We start from the raw sequence: 24,411 nt of genomic DNA, 5'->3' as shown, positions 1-24,411 counted from the left end.
CTCCTTTTGTTTTATTCACTTTTTAGTAATTCCTTAAGCTTATGCCTCGCACGGTTATTAAGAGGATTTAATTCAAGTGATTTAGTGTAATTTAAAATTGCAAGATCATTTGCCCCTACTTTCATACAGGCTTCTGCATAGCTGTCATATACTTTGAAACTATCTGGATAGAGCATCATATTCACTTTGAAAGCATTTTGTGATAATGCCATTCTATCCTCGTGGAAAAAACGATAACCAAGCTCATTTAAGTAATCCTCAGTAACTGTAGGATGGGTAGGATTTTGTTCCAATAAAACTTTATAGGCATTAAGAGTTTCTTCAAAATCTCCTTCAAGAAGAAACTCCACTGGTCTTTTATTATAATTATTGCGCTTAACCAGTGATGCAGCAATGGTTCCATTATTTCTATCCAAATAAAGTAAATTGACCGTTTCATTTTCAGAATCTGGTTTAAATTGTATCAATCGACTAGCATTTCTTCTCACAAAAATGCTGTCTGATACTTTGATTAGTTCTTCCGCTTTTTCGTCAAGTATATTTTTGGCAAACAATTGATTATCCTTTTGAAACACTTCTACAATCACATCATCACCTTCATACCTACCTTTGATTTCGTCAACTAGAGATTGTTCTATTTCCACTTTTTTATGTACCGGCACATAATTATCCCACTCATAAGCCTGGGCAACAGCACGTATTACTTCTGCATTAAAAGCTGGAAAAGTAGAATTAGTTAGTACAACAACACCATAATCTTTGTCTCTATGAGCCATTATTTCAGCATAAACCCCCCTATTCCATCCCCAATGTCTTAAATAAAGATCATCTTTCTTGTTAAGTTGTTGAATTCCCAACCCATATTGAAACCATGTCCCATAACTACTTTTTCCATATGGAGTGACCATTAATTCCGTCATATTTTTTGATAATCCTCTGCTACGATTACCTTTTAGGGTCTGCTGTATGTGGATTATAAATTTCGCAATGTCTTCTGCAGTTGTCCATAATCCGTTTGAAGCCATTCCTGGGTAATGATACCTTTTACCTTTTACCATAGATCCATCAGCCAAATAACCTGTTGCTGCCAATGTTAACTGCTTTGTGGTAAGCGATTGATTAAACGTACTATTGTTCATTTCTAAAGGTTGCAACACTAAATCATTCATGATTTCTGGGAATGTTTTACCTTCAATATCTATCATCATTTGTTGAATAATCTCATAGCCAGCAGCTGAAACATAAATACTTTCATCAGGTTCTTTATTTGCGAAGACTGGGTCGTTTGCAGCTGGAGGAGTTCCATTTAGTATCTCTATAAGTGTTGGTATAGCTGAGTCTGTGCTATATCCAGGAATTCCGTGGAGGTTTATACCAGCAGAATGATTTAACAAATTTCGTATGGTGGCTTTCTTTTCTTTGGTAAATTCATTGTCTGGTAATTTCCATGATTTCAAATAACTATTAATATTTTCATCCAAGCTTACTTTATGTTGTTCTACAAGCTTTAATGCTCCATATGAAGTTACCGGCATGCTAATTAATGCTGCTTGGAAAAGTGTTTGCTCTGTTACAGGAGTGTTACTTTCTTTATCAGTTACACCATAGCCTTTTGTCCACACTATTTTACCATTATGTATTACTGCTATACTTGCACCCGGAATTCCATAGTGTTTCATACGTTCTTCTATAGACCATGTTGAATCTCCTTCTATGTATACCGGAGTTGTAAGACCATTTTCCACCTTTTTTGTCAAGTCAATTGTAGTTTCAGTAGTTGATTTTCCTTTACATGATTGAAAAAGAATGATGATTAAAAGAATTGAGAAAATATTTTTCATTAGTTATACTTTTTTTAGCTGTTGAGCATATTTAGTTTTAAAAAAAAATTAGGTTAAATGTAAATGTTGGGTGTATACGTTATTCGTTAAGTATATTTAGCTTCAAATATTTTTTATAACTATCAAAATGGCTTTGTTTCTTACAAAGAATACTTTTTTATCTCACTTATGATATCTAAATTATATGAACTGCTCTATAGTTTAATAAACAGCTCTAAGAAGACATGTTATAATGATTATCTTGCGTCTGTAATTCAATATAAATGAACTTAAGACCTTGGTATAATTTACTTTTAATATGCTTATTGTTTTTAGCGAGCTCTTGCGCTCAAAAGCCTGTTTTCAAAAAACATAAAACAGTATTTAAAGTAGGAGATCAACAAGAGTGGGCTACAAAAAATTGGAATGATCAGGATTGGAAGACACGAAAACCTTTTATGGAAGATGGTCAGATTTTCTGGTTTAGAACTCCGATAGCTATTTTAAAGACTCCTGAATCATTGCATCCTTATGGTATTCAATTGCATGTCTATGGAGAATACGAAGTTTTTTGGGATGGAGTTTTGATCGGTAAAAATGGGAATCCGGGACAAGAAGTAATTTTGGGACCCGAAGGGAGTTTGTGGACTACTCATAGCATTCCGACGCATCTGACGCAACAGGGAGAACACTTGTTAGCTATTCGTGCAAGCCTTCTTTATTTTGGAGATCACGCAGGTATATGGGATATGGATATTGATTATTATGATGACCTTTTAACTGACCGACTTATTGAAACTTCTTACATGCACATTTTTGCAGGAGCATTTCTTATTGCATCGATATATTTTCTATTTCTATTTTTAGGTCATAAAAAGGAGTATGCAACACTAATATTTAGTATCAGTTGTTTTTTGTTTTTTGGTTTAATATTAGCAGAGTTTATGAAAACCTATGTGCCTATCCATTACAGTATGCATGTTACGCGATTACGGGTTATAAGCTTTCTTATGCTTAGTATTTCTTTTTTAATTCCGTTCTATTTTTCTATGCAGTTTCCATTCCCAAAACGAAAACTATTGCTGATTATTTATAGTGCTATTTTATTATTTTTTTTCCTATCGAGATATGTCTACGAATTAACGGCTAATAATATGGTTTTTAGTATGTGGGTGTTTTCATTTGGGATAGTGACGTTTGGAGTTTATAAAAAGATGAAAGGTGCGCATCTGGTAATGTTAACCTTTCTTTTATCATTGCCCATAGCCTTTCTCGCTCCTTTTAACAAAAGTCTTTTTGCAGGTTTCAGTCTTATCCTTCTTGGAATGTTTTATTTACTTTCTCTCAGAATCAAAGAACAACGATTGGCTTATGAGAATTCTCTCGTGCAATCTACTCGTTTACGCTTGGAATTGCTCAAAAAGAACATTCAACCTCATTTCCTCATGAATACGCTAACCTCATTGATAGATTGGGTAGAAGAAGCACCTGATAAAGGTGTTTTGTTCATAGAAGCATTAGCTAAAGAATTTGATCTTTTTAATCAGATAGAAAATAAAACATTAATACCTATTACCCAAGAGATTGCACTTTGCCGTTCGCATCTTAAAATTATGGAATATCGGAAAGAGATTGACTATGCTTGGGAAGAAGAAGGTATCGATGTTGAGCAAAAAATACCGCCTGGGATTCTTCATACGCTATTGGAAAATGGAATTACGCACAGCTTACCTCTAGAAGATAACAGTATTCAATTTAAACTCATTTTTGAATCGAATAAAGATTATAAATGTTATACATTTTTAACCTTTGCTGCTCCTGTGAGACAAAAAGCGAATACTAAAAATGAAGGTACTGGGATAAAGTATATCAAAGCTCGACTTACAGAGAGTTATCAAGAGCAATGGGAATTTACTTCAGAACCCGTAAATCATGGTTGGAAAAACACTATAAAAATATACTCTTAAGAAAAATGAACATTTTAATTGTTGAAGATGAATCAAGAATTGCCAAAAGAATCGAACGAATGACTCGTGATATTTTGGGCGATACCTTACAATCGTTAAAGTATGCGAATACACTTCATGAAGCATTACAGTTCATTGAAAATAATTCGTTGGATCTTGTCCTTCTGGATTTAAACCTTAACGGTGACAGTGGTTTTGACCTGCTTACTACGGTAGTTTCAGAATCTTTTCATACAATTATTATTTCTGCCTATAAAGATCAGGCAATTACTGCTTTTGAATATGGGGTTTTAGATTTTGTTCCTAAACCCTTTAATAGAGATCGGTTAGAGCAAGCTTTAAATCGGGTTAATACAAAAGAAAAAGTAGCTACAAATGCAATTAAATTTTTAGCTGTAAAAAAACGACACAAAATGCAGCTTATACCTACTGAAGATGTGCTTTATGTTAAAGGAGCTGGTGTTTATACAGAACTCTTTCTTGCAGGTGGGAAAAAAGAATTGCATGATAAGTCACTCGAAAAACTAGAACAGCTGTTATCACCTTCTTTTGAACGCATTCATAAATCATACTTGATAAAAGTATCTGAGATGAAAGAAATTATTGTTGAATCTGGAAGCAAATATATGGCCGAATTGAAAAATGGGACTCGTATTCCTATCGGGAGAACTAAATACAAAGACATAAAAGCGAAGTGGTTTTAAACACTTTGCTAATCTGGAAGAAGTCAATATATTAAACCTTTCTTCCACATACATATTGTGTTTCCCTTATCTCCTACCCATAAGTCATCGTATAAAAGTCCTATTAAGTTTCTCATATATAAATTTACTTGATGTTATTTTTTAAATAAGTTTAACAATATAGATTTGTCACATTAATGAGACACACATATCTTTGTCACATAATTGAGACATTATGAATGATACTAAAACTAAAATTATAGCTGCAGCAATTAAAGCATTTAGTAAAGATCCAAACGCTTCAATGGAAGAAATTGCTGAATCTATCAACTTAAGTAGAAGAACTCTTCATCGATATTTTAGTAGTAAATCTGAACTTATTGCAGAAATAATTGATTATGCAAGTGGTCTTTGTTTACAAAAAACTGAAGAATCCATACAATCTTCTCCTGACCCAAGGACTCAACTTTATACAATGTTTTTGTGTGATATTAAAAGTGGTTATCAATTTCGCTTTTTATATAATTTCCGAGAGAACTATAAAGGAATGGAAGATGAATCTTCTGAATTTAAAAAAATGATGCAAATTTTTAGAGACTTATTAAAAACTCTAAATGACAATGGCTTATTTAACCCTCAACTTACAATTAATTGGATAGAAAACCTTTATTTTTCTACAATTAATACTGCTATAAATCTTATTAATGAAAATGATTCAAACATAAAAGATGTTACTGAAATGGCTTGGATATCTTATTTCAATGCTATTACAAATCACTCTGAAAATAAGTGAGATATAGAAAAATTTTCAATCAAAGAATATTAATATCTATTAGATTCTTAATACCTAGAAGATAGATTTTCACGAATAATTTACAGTTTAAAAAATAAAAAATATGGAATACGATGTTATAATAATTGGAGGGGGACCTGCAGGAATGAGTGCAGCCTTAGTATTAGGTAGAAGTAGAATAAAAACATTGGTGCTTAATACCGAAAAACCTAGAAACGGTGTAACGACTCATTCTCACGGATTTTTAACTCAGGATGGAAAACATCCTGCTGAAATATTAGAAGTAGCCAAACAACAATTGAGAAAATATATAGCCGTAAATTATAAAAAAGAAAAGGCAATAAATGTTGTAAAGAATAAAAGCAATAACTTTTCTGTTGAAACTGAACACAACATGTATTCTGCTAAACGAGTTATCATCGCAACAGGACATAAAGACAACATTGCTGAGATTGGTATTGAGGGCTTAACAGACGTTTATGGTAAATCTGTTTATCCATGTCCTTTTTGTGATGGCTTTGAAATGGCCGACAAAAAGTTGGCTGTAATTGGCGATGCTGTTATGGCTCCAATGTTTTCAAAAACTATCTCGCATTGGTCAAAGCATGTTACTGTCTTTACAAATGGCGAAAAAGTAACGGATAAAGACTTAATAAATGATCTTAACAACAATGGAATACTCCTAGTTGAAAAGAAAATTAAAAAACTTATTTCAACGAAAGGTCAGCTTACAGGTATTGAACTTATTGATGGTACTATAATTGAAAGCGAAGGTGGTTTTTTACCTGATACCAAATCTATTGAAAGTACCGATTTCGCTAAAAAAATGAAAATTCCAACTGAAAATGGTCATTTTGGAATGGAACTTTATAAAGTGGATGATAACAAAGAAACCGAAGTTAAAGGGGTTTATATTATTGGTGATGCAAGAACAGGATGGAGTGGTGTCGCTTCTTCTGTTGCTGAAGGTAGTGAAGTTGGAGCTGCTATTACGCATCAGATAATAAATGAAAAATGGAAATAATGATTGACTCACTAACAAATTTCAACTTCGATACACAACGTTTAACCATCTCTAAATTTTCTAACCCAAAAAATGATTTAGAAAAAGACTTTTTTATAAACGTGACTAAAATATTAACCCCTAATGTTACAAAGTCACTACCCAAAGGATGGCAAAATATTAATACATTATCAACTGCTAAAAAATGGGTTAAAGAAAGAAATAAAGAAAGTGTTTTTTTAATTGTTAAGACAAAAGACACTTCTGAAATGATTGGGTTTATATTTCTCTTTCCAATCTATTTAGAAAATAATTTAATCGATATAAGATTTGGCTACTTGCTATCGGAATCCTTTTGGAAAAAAGGTTTAGGTACTGAATTAATAAAGGGTTTGGTGTATAAATGCCAAAATTCGGGTAATATTAAATCAATATCAGGCGGCATAGAAAGAGATAATATTGGGTCTATAAGAGTTATGCAGAAATGTGGATTTCAACCATTAAACACTTATGAAAAAGACAATACTGTTTTTTTTTATCAATACTCATTCGATTGCAAACCAACAAAATAATAAATCTCCACATTCTTTATACAATAGAATATTATCCTTTTAGCTCGAAATTCTAATGTCTAGTACTTTATAAAATTTATAATAAGAAACACACAACAACAGCAAACAATGTTTGCTGTTGTTGTATCTAAAGAAATATCTTAAAAAGGAGTTATTTCAGTATAAACACATCTATTATTAATACATTCAACAGTAAAATTACCCCAAGTTGGCAATTGACATGGCTCAGGTTTAGATGGATCGCAATCATACTGAAGACCTCCATTAATGTTTTTTTGCTCTGATTTATTTAAAATCGAACCCAAATTTAAAATGCTTTTTATCATGATATAAAATTTATGTTTTTTCAAATTTAAACCACTAAAACCTAGAAGAATCCCTAAAAATCATAAAAAAAGTAAGGGTAAACCGTAAAAAATTAGACTCGTGTAAACTTTAACAAAAGCTATCAAATAAGCATTGATTTAGTGTTTTTCACAAACTAATCACTTACTTATCAATAATATAAAAAACTAATACTATTAAAAATACTCTTCTGTTCTCTTAAAATTTTGTAAATTTATAAAGAGCATTTCATTGTATTTATTAAGTAAGTACAATTCACGATACTAAAAGTAGAAGCCTGTTCCTCTTGGTTTTACAAACTTTTTATTTAAGTATGCAACAGTATTCACTACACTCAAGAGTCATGAATAAATTTACAATCCTTTTCGGTATTTTAATCATATTTTTACTTGCCGGAATCCGTATAATTTTTGAATATAAAAGAGCAATTAAATTCAGATTTGGAAAATACATTAAAATCTTAAATCCTGGATTTAGATGGATTATTCCATTTATTGAAACCATACAAATTGTTGATGTTCGGGTGATTACTTTTAATATAGATTCTCAGGAAGTGATGACTGAAGATAATGTGCCTTGTAGTATTGATGGGGTTGTTTTCTTTAAAATTTATGACCCTGAACGTGCCGTTTTAGAGGTAGAAGAATACAAGTTTGCAATTACACAATTAGCACAGGCAGCACTTAGGGATGTTTGCGGTAAAGTTGAATTAGATACCATACTCTCTAAACGAGAAGAAATGGGAAAAAACATCAAGGAAATTGTAGAGTTGGAAACTAAAGAATGGGGAATTGAAATAAATGATGTTAAAATAAAAGACATTCAATTACCTGAAAATATGCGTCGTATGATGGCAAATCAGGCAGAAGCAGAACGTTCTAGAAGAGCCCGCATTATTCTTGCTTTGGCCGAAGAACAGGCAGCTGCAAAACTTTTGGAGGCTGGTAAACTTATAGATCAATCACCCTCGGCTATTAAACTACGTTTGTACCAAACACTATCAAATATAGCAGCAGAGAAAAACTCAACAATCCTATTCCCTTTTCCTGAAGAAATGTTACCGAATCAGGAAGAAAAATCTTAAAAGATATAGTCATTCCTACAAATTAGAAAAGTGTAATAGCACACCACTATGCTTTAAGTGAGGTTTTATGAAGATACAATAGCGTCTACCTCTATTTCTATTAACCAATCTGGATTTATAAAACGAGATACCTGCATAATGGTATCAACAGGTTTAATAGTTTTAAAATAAGATGCTTTTACTTCGGCTGCACTTTTCCAATCATCGATATTCGTTAACAATAATCGAGTTCTAACCACATCCTCTAAACTTGAACCAGCTTTTTCTAACGCCTTTTTAATAATTTCTAAGCATTGTTGGGTTTGTAATGAAATATCTCCAACTCCTACTGTGTTTCCGTTTTCATCTATAGGAGCTGTTCCTCCAATTGTTATATAAGGTCCTACACGTACAGCGCGACTAAAACCGATAATGTCTTCATATGGGCTTCCGCTTGATATTAACTTTCTTTTCATCATAATTTTTTATTGAATAATACTAATCGTTTTTTATTCTATACAATTGCTCATTTGCTTTCTTGAAAATATTACGTATAACTTCTCCATTTGAAGGCTCTTCTTTAAGTGTTTCTGGATCCCACTGACTGCGCTCAGTAGCAAAGAAATCTCCACCATAAATATGAAGTCCACCTGTAAATCTTTGCAACGGATTTGTTACTGAATGAATTGCATTTGTAGCTAGCGTAGCTACATCACCTGCAAATAAACATCTTACATCATCAGCCTCTAACTTATTCTCACTTCGCTTCCAAATTATATTGTCTTCTCTTCCTGTATAAATACCTATGTTTGCCCACATAAGATGATTATGTGGCATAAGGTTCATTTGAGGTGTCCATGATGCAGCGAAAATAGTTAGTTCTTTAGATCGAAGAAATACTTTTAACCCAGCTTCAGTTGGAGCTCCTATCGCTTTTAACATTGCTGACGGATTTGACACGCCTCTTGCCAATACCTCTTTAACTGCTTCTTGAGGATTAGATTCTTTGTTTGCCGCAATACAATCTTCAATAAACTTTTGCATATCTACTAACTCTCTTTCTGTTATGGGAATAATCTGCTCTCCATGATCTAATGCCTCTACCGAAACTTCGGTCATAGCCGAAGACATAAAGGAAGGAAGCGTAACAAATGTTAACCCCAATCCTAAAGTTTTAACCATACCTCTTCTTGATAGTTCAGCATCATTTTGTTTTGGTTTGCTATGTGTTTTCATTTTTAGATTTTTGATATTCATTATAAAAACGCTCATTAAAAGAACAAGCTTTTAACGAAGCTTCAATTTCATCAAGATGTTTAATTATTGAGAGGTCTTCTTTAAGCATTTTATAAATAGCATTTTCACAACTGTCCCATATTTGTTTTAATTCAGGAAATAGATCAAGAGATTTTTGAGTTAACTTTATGTTTTGTTTTCTTTTATCAATAGTGTCTTTCTCAGAAACGATATAACCTTTGCTTGTCATCTTTTTAAGCATAACCACCATTGATGGATGTGTATAACCTAGCTGTTGAGCAATTTCTGCCATGGTAAGCATGCCCTCCTCTTTTAATAATTTAAATACTAAATGCCAACTCGGTTCAATATCTATATCTATTTGTTTAAAAAATTTTCTCGTATCATGTGTCATTCTATCACTAATACGTTTAAGTCTATTATCTAACGCTTTATATCCAAGCTCTTTAATAAAATCTCTTTCCATTTTTTACAATTAGTATTGTAAAGATACTAAAAAATAGTTAGTTAACTACATAGTTGTTTAATTATTAAAATGCGGTATTTCACAAACTTAACTGTTCTCGGTAATTTTAGTTTTACTCAGTACTGTTCATCAAATAAAAATGTTCCATTAAAATTGTAAAACATTAATGGAACATTCTTGAGAAAAACATTTGCTACCTATTCGTTTAATTCTGTGACCTTCTTTGAAAACCAATGGTAGTTTTTTACTGTAAACTTATTTGCTAATTCTATAGCTTTTTTCAAATATCGTTTTGCCATATTGGTATCATTACTTTTTTGGTATGCTTCAGCTAAAATCAAATGCAAACTTGCAGAATTAGGGTAGTATTCAATTGCTTGTGTTAATAAGGTACTCGCTGTTTTAAGGTTTTCAGAACTACCCCAACGCAGTAAAGCACGTGTTTGACTTTCTATTTTAGATTCTGGAGGAAATATATCAAAACCGTAATGTGCAGAAAGACGGTCGAAGTGTTTTTTGATATCTATGGGAGTATTACCTCTATCTACATGGTAAATATTCTGTCTGTTCCATATGTCTTCTGAATATATATGCTTAAAAGCATTTTTTATTCCTTTAACAGCCATTTCATAATGTCCGTCACCTTCTATAATATCAAACTTAAAGCGAATATTTTCATTCTTCGCTGCTGTTAGTTGCGCCTCATACTCCGAAAATTGCGTTCCCCATTTCTGATTGAAATCAACATCTTTACTTCCCATTCCTAAATAAACTGTAGCTTTAGGGTGCGATTTATCTTTCATCGCCTCCATCAGCTTTTCTCCTTTCGATTGGCTTTTGCTATAATTAAAATATAAATCAGCTGCTAAAAATATATACGAATCGAAAATATTAGGTTGATTATAAAAAGCTTCATGTAAAGGACCGTTTGATGGTGATAAGCCTATAATAGTTTTGTGATTTGCTACTCGGTAATTCATTTTTACATAAGGTATCACAACATGTTGTAAAAAATGAAGATAATCAGATGCTTTGTTTTCATAAAACCCGCTACCTCTATTGGCTCCTGAAGTCATTTGAAAGCGATTGTTTAAATTCCCATTATTGGTAAGTCCCACAATAATACTCTTGGGCATAAAATCTGTTTCCGCTAATAGGTTGTTAATTGAACGTGTTAATTCAAACATTGCTACATGATCAGCATCCATCACAAAAATTACTGGGTAATTCTGTATTTCTTGATCGTAATTTTCAGGTAGAGAAATCAAAAGTTCTCTCTCCTCTCCTAGCCGTTTGCTATATAATTTTACCTTACTAGCAAGTATTATTGAGTTGTTATTCTCAACATGTGGTTTTTGGATTGTTAATCGTTCTTTTTGCTGTGCGTTGCTACAAGAAAAGCAGCACAATACAATTACTAATACTAGCGATTTAATAAAGTTCATGATATTATTTTCGTTTGAATTATATCACGAATTAAGCCTCAAAACAGCTTGTTTTGTAAGGAAATAGAAGAACTAAAGCTATTAGTCGCTATATAACCTTAACTCATCGGTGTTTTTATTTATATACCGTTTACAGCTATTTATATACTGGTATTACTTGTTTAGAGATTAACTACTACTTGTAAATTTTAATTTCCTATTTTTAAAACCTATGAAACTATATAAAATCTATACTCAAAGCAGAATACTGCAACATTTCACCTTCTGGATAGCATTATTCGCTATTTATATTCTTTCTTATAGTGGCAACAGCGAGTACTTTATATACTATGCTAAAAATAATGGGCTCAAATTCCCTTTTTATATAGCAGCTGCCTATACGCTTAACTATTGGCAAGTTCCTCGGTTTTTAAGTACAAAAAAATACGCTTTGTTTATCTTAACGTTTGTACTTACTTCCTTTACACTTGTATTTTTATTCAAATTAATTTTGAATATTCTACATGGGTATGAAATGCATGTTTTCAACTTATTAAGCTATCTCTCTAAAACCTTAATGTTTTATACCCCTGCCCTATTAATTTACGGATATCAAACACATCAAAAACAGCAACAAGAAAAAGATCGCTTGTTGTTATTACGCCAAGAGAAATTAGACACCGAATTAAAATATTTAAAAGCGCAATTAAATCCACATTTCTTATTTAATACGCTTAATAATCTTTACTCATTTGTTATTACTAATTCACCCAAAGCTGGTGATATGATTTTACAACTATCTGAAATTTTAGATTACGTACTCTATAAAAGTCAGGCTAGTTTTATTGATATCAATGAAGAGATAAAATGTATTGAAAACTATATTAGCCTTGAAAAAATACGCTATGGAGAGCGTCTACACGTTGAATTACACAAACCCGAAGCTATTGTTAATAAGCAAATAGCTCCTTTGTTACTACTTTCTATTATTGAAAATGCTTTTAAACATGGAGCCAGTGGTAATTTAACCAATCCAACAATTAAAATAGCGATACATACCGATCAAGACGCTATTTATTTTGATGTTTGGAACACTAAAAACAACGATTTACAAGGAACGATAAATGATTCTTATAAAGAAGGAATTGGATTGAGCAATATTAAACGACAACTCAACTTGTTATACCCAAATAAGCACACATTAACAATTGAAGATACCACTAACGATTTCAACCTAAAACTTCAACTAAAAACAATATAACTATGGCTATAAGATGTTTATTAATAGATGACGAACCACCAGCAATTGAGTTATTAAAAAAGCACATTAGTATGCTACCTGACGTTGAAATTGTAGGGACTTGTTATAGTGCTATAGAAGCCTCTAGCATACTAGCAAATCAAAAAGTTGATTTGATCTTTTTAGACATTCAAATGCCAGTTCTTACAGGTTTAGAATTTTTAAAAACAAAAAAAGAGCTCCCAAAAGTTATCCTTACCACGGCATATAGAGAATATGCGGTAGAAAGCTATGAGTATGATGTGGTTGATTATCTCTTAAAGCCTATATCTTTTACTCGCTTTTTTAAAGCGATTGAAAAGTATTATCAAAAATCAGATAGTATAGCTCATATGCCTCTCTCTATTAAGCACAACAACACAGCGTATATACATGTAAACATTAATAAAAAAATACATAAAGTGTTGTTAGCTGATATTCTTTATATTGAAAGCTTAAAAGACTATGTTAAAATTCATACCCAAGAAAAAACACTGGTTGTAAAATCAAATATTGGGAGTATTGAACAGCAACTACCAACTTCACAGTTTATTAGGATACACAGGTCTTATATTGTAGCGATTGATAAAATAACCGCCTATACCAACCTTGATATTGAAATTGGCGCTATTGAAATTCCTATTGGGCAAACCTATAAGGAGAAAGTGAAGATGTTGTATTAAAGACCACTTCTTTTACCAAATAAAGGTTTACAGCTATCCCAATAAGCTTGCTCAATTGATTCAAAAACCATTTTATTTTCTGAAGATACTTTAATGATAATTATCTCTAAGTCTATTTGTTTTGGAAACCAGTGAATTAAATGTAGAGAATAGGTTTGTTTACTAGATGATAACCCTAAATGTTGTTTGATTCTATTTTTTAACTTTTTAGACGTCCCTACGTAAAGATATTTTGAATTATGATGCTTATTATACTTTGAAAGATTAAATGTTATTCCTTTTCTTTTGGGAGTATTTTTTGAACTAAAATCTTCAAACGCTTTTTTTATTTTATCAGATGTATCTTCAGTAGCTAAATACCTGATAAGATATACATAACGGTCTTTATCATAATTGAAATTAGTTAGCAGTTGTGATTTAGCTGTGTCTTTAAACAACTCATTACTTTTAATAACATGTTTACCTTTCTCTTGTAATGCACAAGTTTTTAATTCACTTAAAACCTTTTCAAGTTTAGAAACTGCTATTTGGACAATTTTTTTTTTATTAATAATCATATAGTATTTAAGTCGTTTAAGTAATACTTATATATCAACTAAAGTTTTAAGATGCCATCATAATTATTCACTAAATGCATGTTTTTCAATTTGATAATTTTCATATAAGAGGAAATTTGCATAAGGTTTTATTAGATTAGATATAAAATCTTCCATTTCAATTTGACTTAACTTCTTATCTTCTCTTTGCATTTTTTGCATTATACTAAATAAAAATAATGAATGTAAGTATATAGATAAAAAGTATTTATCTTTTATAAATTTTAATTCTTTTTCAGATTTGATACTATTCTTCGAAATAAAATTTAATAACACATAAGAATCCATATTTATTATTATTCCTTCAACAATCATCTCGTTATTTTCCTCACCTCGGATCACTTTAACAATATCATATCCATTCCAATTAAGATCTTCATGAGACCAAGCCAAACAACTCTCATCTATTGGATCCTTATAAGCTTTTTTTGGTGTTGGAAGATTTGGAAAAGTTTCTGTTGGTGTTTTTTCTTTTGTCTTTGGTTTACTAATTTTTTCATCAACTTTAACATTAAAAACACATTGAAAATCTCTTCCTGGAGCACTTAATTTTGCTTTTATTTCTACTTCATCTCCTACTTGAGCTTGTTCATTTGGTTTTATTAATAACTTGATTGTTCCATCAGTAGGTCCTTCTTTGTTTACCGTTAAAATATCCGTAACATCATTTGGGAAAAGATTTAATACTGGATTTACTGGTTTATCTGTTTTCTTTCTCTTTTGTAAAACTTGAATTTCGAAATGCCCTTTCTCTACAGGTCTAAATAAATAATCATCTTGTACATCAGTTTCAATAGTAATTCTACCATTAGAATTTAGAGGTATTGTTTTATATACTTTTCCGTTCTTTTGTTCTTTCAAATTAAGATTGAAAATAGAAGGAAACCTATTAAGTTTCTTTTGTGCAACCTTTTTAGACCTATGATTACCATTAGTTTTTTTACCATTCAACTTTAAAAAATCTAAAGACCCGTTTCTTTTTAATAAATTAACAACATCCTTATCAACAGGTAAATTAGATAAAAAATTTTCTAATAAATCTTTATCTGTTTTACTTTCTCTTAAAAGAGAATCTTTTCTATCATTATTTATTCTTTTTAATTCTGTACTAGATCTCAATAGGGACACAATCTCATTTTTTAATAATTCTGTTTTAAGCCCTTCTCGTAGATGTGTTCTGTTGGACATAAAAAGATCTTGTCTAACTTCAGTTGGAATATTAGTACAATCAACATGAATTAAAGTATGCTTTTTAATTAATTGAAACCCTAAATCTTGTGATATAAATGACTGACCATAAAAACCATGAACTTGACCATTTTGTGTATAAACAATAGATTTATTTTTTATAAATTCTCTGTGATCAACATTAGAGGTGAAAATTATTACATCTATTGGAATAATAAAATCACCTAGATTTGATTTCAAATCAAACCGAATATTCCTTTCAACATTATCTTTTGCATTATTGATTATTCTAGTCCTATTTCCAACAACCACTTTATTTACACCTTTCCTTTTATAATGCTCTCTTTTTTCATATACTGCAATAGGTATAGGTAGATGATACAAATACTGATTTAAATCTCGGTATAAATCTGTAGATATATCACCTCTAGACCCTGTAGGAAGCTGATAAGAATATAACTTGACTATAGATCCATATTCAAAATTTCTATTTAATAAACCTAAATCTATAGTTTCAATTTCAAATGAAGCTATCTTATTGTCTGGGCAAAAATATTCATACCAAGTTGTAGTTACGTTATTATCATTGTCAAATGAATCTAAGGGATGTCTCCTAACAATAGTAAAACCGAATTCAGGATTTTTATTTCCATTAATAACCTTATTTCTTTTAGAGGCTATTAATTGATATTTTTTTTCTCCACAAAAAACTACTGCTCCAGTAGACCCCATATTATACTTACCCTGTACAAAATGAATGTTCGCTTTATTTCCTTTGTGTAACGAAAGAAAAGTATTATGAAACTCACTGGGTATCTGACCTTCTCCTGAATCATAAATAGTAATACAAGGCTGTCTTTTACCTCCTGTTGCAATTATTTGAATATTTTCAGCTAATTCTCTTCTTTTAATATTTCCTAATTCACTAATCTCCCCATTTGGTACACCATAAAACTTTTCTACAGCCTCATTCATAGTTTTAGGAGCATCTTTAGATTTAGGATCTATTTTTAAACTTCTACACTCTTTAATTAAAGTTGCATCTATAGAATTAGTAATTTTTTCGACTAAAGCTGGAATAGCATTATTTTGCTGAGCTTCAAAAGTTCCAAAATTTCCTTCAATTCCCCCATAAGGTCTCCAATTTTTTCTATCCTTAAAAATTGGTTCACTTTCAATAATTTTAGCCAGCTCTTCTTCAGAATTAGCATTGTAGATCTTCCAAAATAGATTTTCCATATTATTACCTTTTCTTTTTCTAATACTCTTTAGAAATTATTACTCCTTAATTCAAAGAGGAAAGTTTAAATATAATAAAAATCACCAAGTGTTACATTACGGATACCCGTAGTTTTCAGTGAATTATGTGTGTTTTTTGCTACTAACCAACTTTATCTCATAAAAAATGTTCCATTAAAATTGTAAAACATTAATGGAACATGTTTAAAAAATAGCCAGCTAATACTATTGTTCTTCTGCTATCAATTCTTTTTTCATTAAAACGATTTCTTTGCTGTTTACTGTTTCAAATAAATCATAAAGAAGGTATTGCAACGAACTAGGAGTTACTTCTTTTAAATAGTGTAATAAATCCTTCGTTGTAGCATATTTGTTTGTAGTTGCTTTTATTTTTCCATTGTAGGTATTCCAATCTTCAATAAATCGTTGTAACGCCAAATTCACCTTATCCTCTCCTATTTTATCTTGTAATATGTACATTGCCAAAGCACCTTTGTTGTAATAAACATAGTCTTGATTTCCTACCAATGCTAAAGAAGGTTCTTGGATTTTAGTTTTCTTTCGTTCTCTATTATAGGTTTCTTCTTGATATGTTAAAAACTGTGTTACTTTTTCCTTCGGATAATTGTTTTTTAACACGATTAAGGCTCCGTATTGTGCTAAGGTTTCTAAAATCATGTGTTTTCCTTGCACATTAGCAGCTTCTACCTGCATTCCCCACCATTGGTGCGCCACTTCATGTGCCGTTACATAAAATACCATATCTACATCTTTCTCGTCATCAATATCCAACACAAAACCAATTGCTTCAGAAAACGGAATCGTACCCGGAAAAGACTGCGCAAACTCTGCATACCTAGGAAATTCCATAATACGTAGTTGTTTATACTGATATGGACTGAAATGAGTACTAAAATAATCGAGCGATTTTTTCATAGAAAGCATCATTCTATCTAGATTGTAATTGTGTTTTTTATGGTAATAAATTTCTAAATCTACCGCATTGTCTTTATACAGCCATTTATCTTTTACAGTAGTATATTTAGCGGAAACAACGCTATAAAAATTAATCATCGGCTGGTTCATTTTATAATGAAAATAGTTGCGTTCTCCTTCTTTCCACTGCTTGATTAAATTTCCAGGAACCACCGCTGTTTGATCTGAAGCTGTCCCGATAATCATTTCGAAGTATATTCCGTCAGAATCACTTCCTGAACGTGCATTTACAAGTTCATGAGTATCTTCCCTCCTAACCTTATTCAATCTTGGTTTTAGCTGAAATTTAGCTCGTTCGTCTGTATCTCGAAGCTCATACTTTCTATTGTAACCTATTGTAGGAAATTCCTCATTGTTAAAAAACGTTCCATTGTTCACGATATGAGTTTTCATGCTTTCATCGGTAAATCCTTTTGGGTTATAGGTTTGTTTGAAACTCATCTTTATAGAATCGTTAGGTTGTAATCCCTCTGATAAGGTGTAAACAGTATATTCAAATGGATTGTACGGAGTACTTTTTGTCGTAGCACCATCAAAGGTTACAGAGTCTAACTGTACATGTGATGCTATTAATTTTTGAATATGAATTTCATTGATAGGCTTATCAAACGTATTTTTCAGCATATAATAACCTTCAACACTGTAAGTTCTTGTTTTAGGGTACAGTTCTACTTTTAAGTTTACTGCTGTAATTTTTGGTTGCGGAAGGTATTCGAAAGGTTTTAAGGTTTTTTCGTAGTTAACTCTAAAAGCTGTTTGTTCAGAATTGGTCCAATAATCGTTAAGAACATTGGTATTGTAAAAAATATAACTTCCTATACCTATGAAAAGCATTCCTGCAACAATTAAATACTGTTTCAAAGGCTTTGTTATACGGTATTTTAAAGCTTTAAAGCGTGTTATAAGACGAGCTTCTGTTCCTCTTGTTATTAATAATGCACTAATGATTAACAATATGATACCAAATACCAACCAGTAGGCTTTAATCCACAAATAAGGTTGTAAAAAATGACCATAACCATTCATTTCTGAATACGTACCTAGAGTCTTACCCCCAAACTTGTATAAACTGTGTTGAAATCCTAGGTGTTCTGAAGCAATATTCGCGATAAAAAATAGTAGGACTAAAAAGATACCCACAAATTTATGATTACTAATTGCTTGGAAGAAAAAGGCTACAAAGGTGTATAGTATTAAGAAAGGTAGAATTTCTACAAAGAATCCGTAAAAATAAATAGCTAATTCAAATTGATAGTATTCATTAGCCACCTGAAACAAGATTCCTGTAGCAATCAAACTCAACATCAATACCATATAAATAACAATAAGAGCAATAAATTTACTGGTAAAAGCAACCACATCTGAAATCGAGGTAGCATCGTATATCAAATTCAGTTTAACAGTGCGTTCTTTCCAGATAAGTTCTCCCGAGTAAAATATCAGAATGATGATAAAAAAATACATCGACATTTCTTGTAGTTCTTCTACTATAAAATAGGTTGCAGGATAACTATCTACATCGTAAACAGTTCCTAAATTCACAGAATTAATTAAAATGATGATGATTCCACAAATCACAATTGCCCAAAATGATGTTTCTTTCAATAATGATTTTACATAAAATTGAGAAAGCTTTAGCAACTGTAAACACTGAGATTTAAAACTATGATTGATGTTTGTATTAGGAATTGAGTAGTTTGTTTTTGCAGAGCTTTTTGACTTTTTCTCTAACTCTACTCTTTTTCGTTTTGGCATTTTAGTTAATAAGCTAAACGAAAATTTACGATAACCAATAAATAAGGCAACTACTCCTAACAAACTCCAAAACAATTTATTGTACAACACCACCCCACTAAATGATATTTCAAAAACATTGCGTTCTACGGCCGATAAATCTTTAGCTACTTGTGTTAAAGTAGTTAACGAAAAAGGATCTAAAATAGCTTGTAAAAATTCATTTGTTACCGCTTTAGTTAGTAAGAAGACAACAAATAAAATGATTCCTTGTGTGTAAACAACTAACAATTTTCTACTCAACATTCCAGATACAAAAAATAGGCTAGCTCCAAAAAACAGTATGGGAAAGACTATAATTGTAAACGATCGTATATAGGTAACTGCATTAAAGGGTAACATGTCTTTATGCCAAGGCATATGTTCACCTACCATCATACCAAATAAAACTCCACTAAAAATGATAAACAATACAGTAAAGGAACCTAAAAATCGTCCTAATAAATAATCTCTTTTTTTAATGGGATTTGTAAACAGCAAAGCTTCTATATTATACTGATAATCGCGAAGTACAGGAACTCCCATAATCATAGATGCCATAATCATAAAAATCCCTGTAATTGCTCCCATGGTTTTAGCAATGATTAATGGACTATTTTTCTTCATCAATCCAATTTCTACTCCTTGAAAAACAAAATCGACACCAACGATTGAAAACAAAAAGAGAAATACAAAAAACACATACGTTTCTGGGCGTTTAGCTCTATATTTTAGTTCAAATTTGAATATTTCGTACCACATAATTTTACCTGTATTAATAGTTATTAATTTGTGAGAAATACACATCTTCTAATCCGGCAGACATTGGTGTGAATCCATTCTTTGGGTCGGATTCACTTACAATATTTATGATAGGTTTTCCTAGGAATAACTTTTCATTAATAACCCTATACTCTTGTTTATACTGCTGTAATTCTTGCTTTTTAATTGTTTTTTGGTATACTTTTCCTTCTAAGTTTTCTATTAGTTTTAAAGGACTTCCTTTTAATACCACTTGTCCTTGATTGATGATGGCCATATTGGTACACAATTCTTTAACATCCTCTACAATATGTGTTGATAAAATGACAATCGTATTTTCACCAACTTCACTTAACAAGTTGTAAAACCTATTACGTTCAGCAGGATCTAATCCCGCAGTAGGCTCATCAACTATAAGTAATTTAGGGCTATTAAGTAGCGCCTGTGCAATACCAAAACGTTGCTTCATTCCTCCCGAATAACCATCTAAATTTCGTTTTCTTGCCTCATATAAGTTTGTTTTGTTTAATAATGCTTTTACCAGTTCATCTCGCTCCTTTTTATTGGTTATTCCTTTTAATACTGCCAAATGATTTAATAACGCTTCAGCAGATACTTTTGGATATACACCAAACTGTTGTGGTAAATAACCTAGTACTCTTCTCACTGCATTCTTATTGTTTGTAACATTTAGATCATCAAGTAATACAGATCCTTCATCAGCATCTTGTAAAGTGGCAATCGTTCGCATTAACGTTGATTTTCCTGCTCCATTAGGACCTAGTAAACCAAACATTCCTTTAGGAATTTCTAACGATACATTTTGTAGTGCTTTTACACCATTTGCATAGGTTTTACTTAAATTTTTAATGGTTAAACTGTTCATTTTTTAATTGTTTAATTGATATTGAACAAACCTAGCCTTACCCTTTCTACTATTAAAAGTTATGTGATGAACCTACAGTGCTATGTGATACAAATGGTACTGTAGGCTATAAAAGTATTTTATCACAGTTAACCACATTTTTATCCACACAAAAGAGATGTTTGTCAACTAATTTGTGAGGCGTATTTTATTTGACTAATATTGACTTATGAATTTTAGAATTACGGATAGAAAGAAGGCTATTATAAAGCGTGTTTATAGAATATCTCTTGTCTTAATAGGTGTTATCATTGTTGTTTTTAATGACACTTTTGGTAAGCTAGAAGGCTTTGTAGAATTTATAACGCTCTATTTTTTAGTGTTATTCTTTACTTTCTTTTATTGGTTGTTTAAACAAATAAAATCGATTATTCGTTTAAAAAATGAAAAAACGAAAACTGAGTTGATGCATCTAAAAAGTCAGGTCAATCCTCATTTTTTTTTTAATACACTTAACAACCTTTATGGTCTGGTAGGTAAAGATGCTAAAAAAGCCCAAGAGCTTATTTTAAAGCTTTCCGATATGATGCGTTATAGTGTTTATGATGGTGAAAAAGACACGGTTTTACTTTCTGAAGAAGTAACCTATCTACAAAATTATATCGAACTTCATAAAATGCGTTATCATAAAACTATTGATATACAATTCAATATTGATATAACAGATAACGATTATAAAGTAATGCCCTTGCTTTTTATTATTCTTTTAGAAAATGCTTTTAAGCATGGAGTAGAAAACTTGAGAAAGAACGCTTATGTGCATTTAAATTTAACAGCTCATCAAAATGCGATAAATTTTGAAATTGAGAATAATTTTGACGTGACTGAAGAAAGTCAAGAAGAAGGCATCGGTTTGCAAAACTTAAAGCGAAGATTAGAGTTAGTGTACCCTAAAAATCATACATTAACGACTTCTAAAACTGATGATATTTATTTAGCTAAACTAAATATTACAAACCTATGATTAAGTACATTATTGTAGACGATGAGCATATTGCCCACGATATTATTAAAGGCTATTGCGATTTATTACCTACTATGGAATTTAAAAAGCATTGTTATGATGCTATTGAAGCTTTAGAGTATTTAAACAAACATCAAGTAGATTTAATTTTCCTTGACCTAAATATGCCTAAACTAAAAGGTTTTGAGTTTTTAAAAACATTAACTTCTCCTCCTAAGGTAATAGTTACTACAGCCTACAAGGAATTTGCCCTTGAAGGTTACGAGCTTAATATAGTTGATTATCTACTTAAACCCTTTGGTTTTGAACGTTTTTTAAAAGCTGTAAATAAAGTAATTGGTACTCCACAAAATACTCAAATACAAAACGTCCAAAAAAATAATACTGAAACCCCCAGTAGTATTTTTCTTCGTAGCAATAAAAAGTATATTCAAGTTACACTTAATACCATTCAATATATAGAAGCTGCCGGAAACTACACAAAAATAGTTACCACTAATAATACGGTTACTATAAGAGAAAAGATATCCGATGTATTACAATCTCTACCAGAAAGTGATTTTTTACAAGTACATAAATCATTTGCTGTAACCAAAAGGTATATTAATAGTATAGAAGGTAATAGAATTTTGATAGGAGATCATGTTATTCCTATTGGAAAAATGTACAAAATGAATATCGATAAACTGTTGAGTTAAATTTCATCCCTTTTCACCTACCTTATACTCTAGCTCTTCGTTTATTACAAGACAGATAAGTATCATAATCGCTTAACAAAATTTTAACGACTATAAAAATAGTTTTGTTACTATAACTATAGTTGTAGTAATACAAATAATACTATATTTGCTACATGAACGAACTAACAAAAGCTGAAGAACAAATAATGCAATATATATGGAAGCTAGACAAAGCTTTCTTAAAAGATATTGTAGAGCAATTTCCTGAACCTAAACCAGCCTATACAACCATATCTACAGTGGTACGTGTTTTGGTAAAAAAAGGTTTTCTCAATTTCGAAACCTTTGGTAAAGTACGACAGTACTCACCTACCATTACTAAAGAGCAGTATTTTAAAAAGCATTTTAAAAATGTGATTGGTAGTTTTTTTAGTGGCTCTAAAAGCAAATTTGCCATGTTCTTTACAGAAAACGAAGATTTTAATCTTACTGAGTTAGAGGAAATAAAAAATCTTATTGAAAATAAAATAGAAACCTTAAAAGAAAAGAATGACTAGTTTTTTTATCTATTTAGTTCAAAGTAGCCTTGTGTTTTCTTGTTTATACGTACTCTATATTATAGTTAGTAGTAAAGTTACTTTTCATCAAATCAACCGATTCTCATTGCTTTTAATGCCTGTTGTTGCTTTGTTAGCTCCGCTATCATACTTACTAACGTTGAAAGCTCCCTCAACAATAATACAAATTCCTCAATTCAATGAATTTATAGCAAATAGCGAGACTGTCTTGGTAGATACTATTGAAGAAACAAGTACAAAAGCCTATAATTTTAAAACTATCCTTTTCGGTTTATACATCTTAGTTAGCTCGTTGGTATTCTTACGCATGCTACATTCAATTTGGTTACTTTTTCAATTAAAACAGCAATCAAAAGTTACACATAACGGTAATGTTCAATTAATACACACCAATCATACCAATACTTTTTCATTCTTTAATTGGATATTCATTTCTAAGCATATAAATCCTTCAGAAAATATATTAATAGTTGAACACGAAAAAGCACATGTAGTATTAAAACACTCTATAGATGTGCTACTTGCTGAAATCTATATTGTATTCTTTTGGTTCAATCCGCTAGTGTATAGGTATCGTAAATCGTTAAAAGCTGTACACGAATATCAAGCAGATAGTTGGGTATTAAATGGAGCTACCAAAACATCTAACTACTTAGCGGTTCTTTTACAAAACATTGAAAAAGAAACAGCAACTTCAAATAGCTTATACAGTTATTTTAATCAATCAGTAATCAAAAAGCGAATAGATATGATCACAAGGAAGCCTACGGCTAAGGTGTACAAACTCACCTACTCAGTATTCATTATGGGTGCTGCAAGTCTTTGTTTGGCATTTACGAAGCCAAACACAACTGAAAAACTCTTACCTAGTACAACTCCACAATTAGCTAAGGAGTTTGTCCTTGATCCTCCCACTCTTTTTCCTGTGCAAGGGAAAAGTAAAAAAGACATCAGTAGTACCTATGGAAAGAGAAGAAATCCATTAAAAAATGGAAAAAAAATGATGCATAATGGCATTGACATTAAAGCGCCTATAGGAACACCTGTTGTTGCTACTGCGGATGGAGTTATTGCCAAAGCTGCTGACCAAGACAAATGGGGGAACTTAATTGTAATTGAACATAGCGATGGGTACCAAACATGGTATGCACACCTACAAAAATTCAACGTTACCAAAAATCAATCTGTCAAAAAGGGAGATATTATTGGATATGTTGGTAATACAGGTGCATCTTTAGGCGCACACTTACATTATGAAGTACATTATAAAGAAGCACAAGTAAACCCTATAAACTTCATCAAAGAATAATCTACAAACTCTTTTTATTAAAGCAATTCTCCCATTGATTTTATGG

The 24,411-nt window shown here is 31.2% G+C and carries 21 protein-coding genes; 12 read left to right on the top strand and 9 right to left on the bottom strand.

Features of this window, described 5'->3' with window-relative positions; all coding sequences use genetic code 11:
- Positions 1–11: 11 nt before the first annotated feature.
- Positions 12–1,841 (bottom strand): serine hydrolase domain-containing protein, encoded by a 1,830-nt coding sequence (locus DFQ07_RS09775; protein WP_133536309.1) that lies wholly within the window; start codon positions 1,839–1,841, stop codon positions 12–14.
- Positions 1,842–2,104: 263 nt separating this feature from the next.
- Between DFQ07_RS09775 and DFQ07_RS09770 the strand changes: the two genes are divergently transcribed.
- From DFQ07_RS09770 to DFQ07_RS09745, 6 genes are all read left to right on the top strand, one after another.
- A complete protein-coding gene (locus DFQ07_RS09770; RefSeq protein ID WP_133536307.1) occupies positions 2,105–3,787 on the top strand; it encodes a histidine kinase in 1,683 nt (560 codons plus the stop codon).
- Positions 3,724–4,491: a LytR/AlgR family response regulator transcription factor gene (locus tag DFQ07_RS09765; RefSeq protein ID WP_243743959.1), complete on the top strand. Its 768-nt coding sequence runs from the start codon at positions 3,724–3,726 to the stop codon at positions 4,489–4,491. The genes DFQ07_RS09770 and DFQ07_RS09765 overlap by 64 nt, the downstream gene beginning before the upstream one ends.
- 214 nt (positions 4,492–4,705) lie before the next feature.
- Positions 4,706–5,263 carry a TetR/AcrR family transcriptional regulator gene (locus DFQ07_RS09760; RefSeq protein ID WP_133536305.1) on the top strand — a complete coding sequence of 186 codons (558 nt, stop codon included), beginning with the start codon at positions 4,706–4,708 and terminating at the stop codon, positions 5,261–5,263.
- A 103-nt stretch (positions 5,264–5,366) separates the two neighbouring features.
- Positions 5,367–6,287 carry an NAD(P)/FAD-dependent oxidoreductase gene (locus tag DFQ07_RS09755; RefSeq protein WP_133536303.1) on the top strand — a complete coding sequence of 307 codons (921 nt, stop codon included), beginning with the start codon at positions 5,367–5,369 and terminating at the stop codon, positions 6,285–6,287.
- A complete protein-coding gene (locus tag DFQ07_RS09750) occupies positions 6,287–6,838 on the top strand; it encodes a GNAT family N-acetyltransferase (RefSeq protein ID WP_166627762.1) in 552 nt (183 codons plus the stop codon). Before DFQ07_RS09755 ends, DFQ07_RS09750 begins: the two co-directional genes overlap by 1 nt.
- Positions 6,839–7,526: 688 nt before the next feature.
- Positions 7,527–8,267: a slipin family protein gene (locus DFQ07_RS09745; protein WP_133536298.1), complete on the top strand. Its 741-nt coding sequence runs from the start codon at positions 7,527–7,529 to the stop codon at positions 8,265–8,267.
- Positions 8,268–8,332: 65 nt separating this feature from the next.
- On the opposite strand, the gene DFQ07_RS09740 is transcribed toward DFQ07_RS09745, so the two are convergent.
- The 4 genes from DFQ07_RS09740 to DFQ07_RS09725 all read right to left on the bottom strand — a co-directional run bounded on the left by DFQ07_RS09740 (position 8,333) and on the right by DFQ07_RS09725 (position 11,414).
- Positions 8,333–8,725: a RidA family protein gene (locus DFQ07_RS09740; RefSeq protein WP_243743958.1), complete on the bottom strand. Its 393-nt coding sequence runs from the start codon at positions 8,723–8,725 to the stop codon at positions 8,333–8,335.
- Positions 8,726–8,744: 19 nt separating this feature from the next.
- Positions 8,745–9,482, bottom strand: coding sequence for a hypothetical protein (locus DFQ07_RS09735; protein ID WP_133536294.1), 738 nt, complete (start codon positions 9,480–9,482; stop codon positions 8,745–8,747).
- On the bottom strand, positions 9,469–9,969 hold the full coding sequence (locus DFQ07_RS09730) for a MarR family winged helix-turn-helix transcriptional regulator (RefSeq protein WP_133536292.1): 501 nt from the start codon (positions 9,967–9,969) through the stop codon (positions 9,469–9,471). Before DFQ07_RS09730 ends, DFQ07_RS09735 begins: the two co-directional genes overlap by 14 nt.
- Before the next feature lie 197 nt (positions 9,970–10,166).
- Positions 10,167–11,414: an alpha/beta hydrolase-fold protein gene (locus DFQ07_RS09725; protein WP_133536290.1), complete on the bottom strand. Its 1,248-nt coding sequence runs from the start codon at positions 11,412–11,414 to the stop codon at positions 10,167–10,169.
- Positions 11,415–11,625: 211 nt separating this feature from the next.
- Here DFQ07_RS09725 and DFQ07_RS09720 point away from each other — a divergent pair, with 211 nt between their 5' ends.
- A complete protein-coding gene (locus tag DFQ07_RS09720; protein ID WP_133536288.1) occupies positions 11,626–12,654 on the top strand; it encodes a sensor histidine kinase in 1,029 nt (342 codons plus the stop codon).
- Between the two features lie 2 nt (positions 12,655–12,656).
- Positions 12,657–13,355 (top strand): LytR/AlgR family response regulator transcription factor, encoded by a 699-nt coding sequence (locus tag DFQ07_RS09715; protein WP_133536286.1) that lies wholly within the window; start codon positions 12,657–12,659, stop codon positions 13,353–13,355.
- On the opposite strand, the gene DFQ07_RS09710 is transcribed toward DFQ07_RS09715, so the two are convergent.
- The 4 genes from DFQ07_RS09710 to DFQ07_RS09695 form a co-directional block, all read right to left on the bottom strand.
- Positions 13,352–13,912 carry a GIY-YIG nuclease family protein gene (locus tag DFQ07_RS09710; RefSeq protein ID WP_133536284.1) on the bottom strand — a complete coding sequence of 187 codons (561 nt, stop codon included), beginning with the start codon at positions 13,910–13,912 and terminating at the stop codon, positions 13,352–13,354. The genes DFQ07_RS09715 and DFQ07_RS09710 overlap by 4 nt on opposite strands.
- Before the next feature lie 63 nt (positions 13,913–13,975).
- Positions 13,976–16,378, bottom strand: a complete 2,403-nt coding sequence (locus DFQ07_RS09705) for a hypothetical protein (protein ID WP_133536282.1) — start codon at positions 16,376–16,378, stop codon at positions 13,976–13,978.
- 225 nt (positions 16,379–16,603) lie between these two features.
- Positions 16,604–19,909 (bottom strand): M1 family aminopeptidase, encoded by a 3,306-nt coding sequence (locus DFQ07_RS09700; protein WP_133536280.1) that lies wholly within the window; start codon positions 19,907–19,909, stop codon positions 16,604–16,606.
- Positions 19,910–19,922: 13 nt separating this feature from the next.
- Positions 19,923–20,795 carry an ABC transporter ATP-binding protein gene (locus DFQ07_RS09695; RefSeq protein ID WP_133536278.1) on the bottom strand — a complete coding sequence of 291 codons (873 nt, stop codon included), beginning with the start codon at positions 20,793–20,795 and terminating at the stop codon, positions 19,923–19,925.
- Positions 20,796–21,003: 208 nt separating this feature from the next.
- On the opposite strand from DFQ07_RS09695, the gene DFQ07_RS09690 reads away from it, so the two are divergent.
- From DFQ07_RS09690 to DFQ07_RS09675, 4 genes are all read left to right on the top strand, one after another.
- Positions 21,004–21,798 (top strand): sensor histidine kinase, encoded by a 795-nt coding sequence (locus DFQ07_RS09690; RefSeq protein ID WP_133536276.1) that lies wholly within the window; start codon positions 21,004–21,006, stop codon positions 21,796–21,798.
- A complete protein-coding gene (locus DFQ07_RS09685) occupies positions 21,795–22,496 on the top strand; it encodes a LytR/AlgR family response regulator transcription factor (protein ID WP_133536274.1) in 702 nt (233 codons plus the stop codon). The genes DFQ07_RS09690 and DFQ07_RS09685 overlap by 4 nt, the downstream gene beginning before the upstream one ends.
- 155 nt (positions 22,497–22,651) lie before the next feature.
- Positions 22,652–23,035, top strand: a complete 384-nt coding sequence (locus DFQ07_RS09680) for a BlaI/MecI/CopY family transcriptional regulator (RefSeq protein ID WP_133536272.1) — start codon at positions 22,652–22,654, stop codon at positions 23,033–23,035.
- Complete coding sequence (locus tag DFQ07_RS09675; protein ID WP_133536270.1) at positions 23,028–24,365, top strand: M23/M56 family metallopeptidase; 1,338 nt, start codon at positions 23,028–23,030, stop codon at positions 24,363–24,365. The genes DFQ07_RS09680 and DFQ07_RS09675 overlap by 8 nt, the downstream gene beginning before the upstream one ends.
- The last annotated feature ends 46 nt before the right edge of the window (positions 24,366–24,411 follow it).

The organism is Tenacibaculum caenipelagi, from assembly GCF_004363005.1.
Taxonomy (GTDB): Bacteria; Bacteroidota; Bacteroidia; order Flavobacteriales; family Flavobacteriaceae; genus Polaribacter; species Polaribacter caenipelagi.
Note: the sequence above shows the minus strand (reverse complement) of the source record. Positions and strands in the feature narration are given on the sequence as shown.